The sequence below is a fragment of the Streptomyces sp. NPDC052109 genome (assembly GCF_040680195.1).
Classification (GTDB): Bacteria; Actinomycetota; Actinomycetes; order Streptomycetales; family Streptomycetaceae; genus Streptomyces.
In genome coordinates this window covers 1-4,359 of record NZ_JBFAWF010000058.1, presented here as the reverse complement: position 1 = coordinate 4,359, position 4,359 = coordinate 1, and the positions used below count along the sequence as shown (strand labels likewise).

The window sequence follows — 4,359 nt, the reverse complement described above, 5'->3', positions numbered from 1 at the left end:
AGGAAACCGGTACCGCCACCGCGTCCGGCGATACCGGTGATCGCACCGGCCCCGCCCTCCGCCAGCGCCGCCAAACCGGCCAGCAACTCCTCCCGATCGGCGGCCACCACCGCCCCCCGGTGCTCCAGAGCCGCCCGGGACAACGCGGCCGCACGCGCCACCTCCACCACAGTGGCCCCCGGCTCGGCGAGCAGATGCTCACGCAACCGCGCCGCCTGACCCCGCAACCCCTCGCCACCACGCCCGGACACGAACACCGGCACCGGCAGCACCGGTTCCGCGGCGGGCGTGGGCTCGTCGACGGCCGGGGCCTGCTCGACGATCACATGGGCGTTCGTACCGCTGACCCCGAACGCCGACACCGCGGCACGACGGACCCCGGTCTCGGGCCAGGGCCGCGACTCGGCGAGCAGGCGCAGTGGGCCGGCGGCCCAGTCGACGTGCGGGGTCGGGGCGTCGACGTGCAGCGTGCGGGGCAGCACCCCGTGCCGCATGGCCTCGACGACCTTGATCACTCCCGCGACGCCCGCGGCGGCCTGGGTGTGGCCGATGTTGGACTTGACCGACCCCAGCCACAGCGGCCGCTCGCGGTCGGCGCCGTAGACGGCCTGCAGGGCCTGCGCCTCCACGGGGTCGCCCAGCGAGGTGCCGGTGCCGTGCGCCTCCACCGCGTCGACGTCCCCGGGGGACAGTGCCGCGTTGGTCAGCGCCTCGACGATGACCCGGCGCTGCGCCTGGCCGTTGGGTGCGGTCAGCCCGTTGGACGCGCCGTCCTGGTTGACCGCGGAACCGCGGATGACGGCGAGCACCGGGTGGCCGTTGCGCCGCGCGTCGGGCAACCGCTCCAGGAGCAGCATCCCGACGCCCTCGGACCAGCCGGTGCCGTCGGCGTCGGCGGAGAACGCCTTGCAGCGGCCGTCGGCGGCCAGCCCACCGAGCCGGTCGAACTCCACGTAGGTGCCGGGAGTGGACATGATGGTCGCGCCGCCGGCCAGTGCCAGCGTCGTCTCACCGGATCGCAGCGACTGGACCGCCAGGTGCAGCGTGACCAGCGAGGAGGAGCAGGCGGTGTCCACGGTGACGGCGGGTCCTTCGAGACCGAAGGTGTAGGCGACCCGCCCGGTCGCGATGCTGGCGGCGTTCCCGTTGCCGATGAAGCCTTCCAGTTCCTCGGGCACGCGGTCCATCAGGGTCGCGTAGTCGTGGTACATCACCCCGGCGAACACGCCGGTACGGCTGCCGCGCACGCTGAGCGGGTCGATGCCGGCGCGTTCGAACGCCTCCCAGGACGTCTCCAGCAGCAGCCGCTGCTGCGGGTCCATCGCCAGCGCCTCACGCGGGGAGATCCCGAAGAACCCGGGGTCGAAGCCACCGGCGTCGGCGACGAACCCCCCGAGCCCCACCGGCAGTCCGGCCAGGTCCCAGCCGCGGTCGGCGGGGAAGGCGGTGATCCCGTCCCGGCCCGCGGCCAGCATCTCCCACAACTGCTCCGGGGTGGTGACCCCGCCGGGATAGCGGCAGGCCATGCCCACGATCGCGATCGGCTCGCGCCGGGCCTCTTCGATCTCGGCCAGCCTGCGTTGCGCGCTCTGCGCCTCGGTCAGTGCGCGCCGCAGGTACTCCCGGAGCTTGTCCTCGTTTGCCACGCGGATCCTTCCTCCCCTAGCCGGCGCCGAGGTCGTCGACGAGGCCGAACAGTTCGTCGTCGGAGGCCGACGACAGGTCGTGCTCCGGCAGGGCGCCGGTCTGTTCCTCGCCGCCGTACTTGGCCAGCAGCGCGGTGAGCCGCATGCGCAGCTTCGCCTGGTCCACGGCGCCGGGTTCGGCGTCGGCCAGTGCCTCTTCGAGCTGGTCGAGCCCGGCGAGCGGCGAGACGTCCCGCGTGCCGTCCGCGGCGGACAGGGACGCGTGCAGGTGCGCGGCCAGCGCGACCGGGGTGGCGTACTCGAACACCACCGCGGCGGGCAGCCGGATGCCGGTGGTCTCGGACAGCCGGTTGCGCAGCTCCACCGCCGCCAGCGAGTCGACGCCGAGTTCGGCGAAGGTGCGGTGTTCGGTCACGGCGGCCGGCGAGTCGTGGGCCAGCACCCTGGCCGCCTCGGCGCGGACCAGCTCCAGCAGCGCCTTCTCCCGGTCCGGTCCGGACAACGCGGCCGGCGCGGCGGTGACGTCCCTGGCCGGGGCTTCCCGGACCATGCCGCGCAGCACCGCCGGGACCGGACCGCCGGCCCGCACCGCCGCCCGGTCCAGCCGCATCGGCGCGAGCACCGGCTCGTCGACGGCGCGGGCCAGGTCGAACAGTTCCAGCGCCTCGGGCGTGGACAGCGGCCGCAGCCCGGCGCGGGCGATGCGGGCCGCGTCGGCCCCGGCGAGCCCGCCGGTGATGCCGCTGCGCTCCTCCCACAGGCCCCAGCCCAGCGAGGTGGCCGGGAGCCCGGCGGCGTGCCTGGCCCGGGCCAGCGCGTCCAGTGCCGCGTTGGCCGCCGAGTAGGCGCTCTGCCCGGCCGCGCCGAGCACCCCGGCGGCGGAGGAGAACAACACGAAGTCGGTCAGCTCGCGGTCGCGGGTCAGCTCGTCCAGCCACCGCGCGCCCAGCACCTTCGGCGCCAGGACCGCCCTGAGCCGCTCCTCGGTGAGGCCGGTGACCAGACCGTCGTCCACCACCCCGGCGGCGTGCACCACCGCCGTCACCGGATGCTCGGCCAGCAGCGCGGCCACCGCCTCCCGCTCGGCCACGTCACACGCCACCACCCGCACCGTGGCGCCGAGTCCCGCGAGATCCGCGGCCAGCTGGGCCGCGCCCGGGGTGTCCGGGCCGCGGCGGCCGGTGAGGACCAGCTCGCGCACCCCGCAGTCGGCGGCCAGGTGCCGGGCCAGGGCCGCGCCTAGCGTGCCGAGGCCGCCGGTGATCAGCACCGGGCCGCCCTGGTCCCAGGTGGCTCCGTCCCGGCCGGTGATCCTGGACAGCGGGACCTGGGACAGCCTCGGCACGAGCACCGCGCCGTCCCGCAGCACCAGTTGCCCGCCGGGTACGTTCCACGCCGCTGCGGGGATCCGGGTGCCGTCCGTGCCGTCCGTGCCCTCGGCGTCCGCCAGCAGGAAGCGGTCCGGGTGCTCCTGCTGCACCGACCGCAGCAGACCCCAGACCGCGGCGGCGGCCGGGTCGGTGCGCGCGTTCCGGGTCCGCAGGGCCAGCCGAGTGAGGGCGAAGCGGTCCTCGGCCAGCCAGGTGCGCACCACGCCCAGCGCCCGGCCGGCCGCGGCCACCGGGTCGGTCTCGGTCCCGGCCGCCAGGACCACCACCCCGGGCAGCTCCCCCTCGGGCAGCTCGGCCAGGTCGGCGCAGGTCAGCACGGTCGGGTCCGGGCCGGCCGGGAGGGGCGCGGGCACCAGGTCCTCGACGTACAACGACTCGTGGTGGCCCAGCTGTTCGGCCGAGATCGGCCGGACCGCGAGGGACTCCACCACCCCGACCGGGGCGCCCGTGGGGTCGGCCAGTTCGATCCGGGCCGCCTCGGCGGCGACCGGGGAGATCCGTACCCGCAGCGCGGACGCCCCGGCGCGGCGCAGCGTGATCCCGTTCCAGGCGAACGGCAGCAGGGTGCGGCCGCCCACGTCCTCGTGCAGATAGCGCAGTGCGTGCAGCGCCGCGTCCAGCAGCGCGGGGTGCAGTCCGTAGCGGCCGGTGTCGGTGAGCTCGGGCAGGGCGATGTCGGCGAAGATCTCGTCGCCGCGCCGCCAGGCCGCGCGCAGCCCCTGGAACGCCGGGCCGTACTCCAGCCCCGTGGCGGCGAAGTCCGCGTACGCCGAGCCGACGTCCAGTGCGGTGGCGTCGGGCGGCGGCCAGTGCACCGGCTCGGGTTGCGTCCCGGCCGGCACGGGGCCGAGCAGCGCCCGGGCGTAACAGGTCCACGGGGTGCCGTCCCCGGCCGGGCGGGCGTGCACGGTGAGCGGCCGATGCCGCGCCGCGTCAGGCGCGCCGACCCTCATCTGCACCTCGACCGCGCCGTGCTCGGGCAGCACCAGCGGCGCCTGCAGGGTCAGCTCGGCGACCGCGTCGGCGCCGGCCTGCGCGGCGGCATGCAGGGCCAGTTCGGCGAAGACGCTGCCGGGCACCACGGTCGCCCCGAGCACGGTGTGATCCCCCAGCCAGGGCTGCGCCCGGGTGGCCAGCCGGCCGGACAGCAGGAACCCGTCCTCCTCGGCGAACTCCACGGCCGCGTCCAGCAGCGGGTATCCGCCCCGGTGCGCCGGTTCGGCGTGGTCCAGCCAGTAGCGGCGGCGCTGGAAGGCGTAGGTGGGCAGCTCGACCCGGGCCGCGGCGGGCAGGTACGCCGCCCAGTCGACCGCACCCCCGGA

General features: G+C 76.0%; 2 protein-coding genes. Both read right to left on the bottom strand.

Translation table 11 applies throughout. The annotated features are described in order from the left end of the window. On the bottom strand, positions 1 to 1,646 hold a 1,646-nt coding region (locus AB0L59_RS42135; protein WP_365593482.1), incomplete at its 3' end, for a beta-ketoacyl synthase N-terminal-like domain-containing protein. A gap of 16 nt (positions 1,647 to 1,662) precedes the next feature. Beyond that, a partial coding sequence (locus tag AB0L59_RS42130) for a type I polyketide synthase (protein WP_365593480.1) occupies positions 1,663 to 4,359 on the bottom strand: 2,697 nt, incomplete at its 5' end.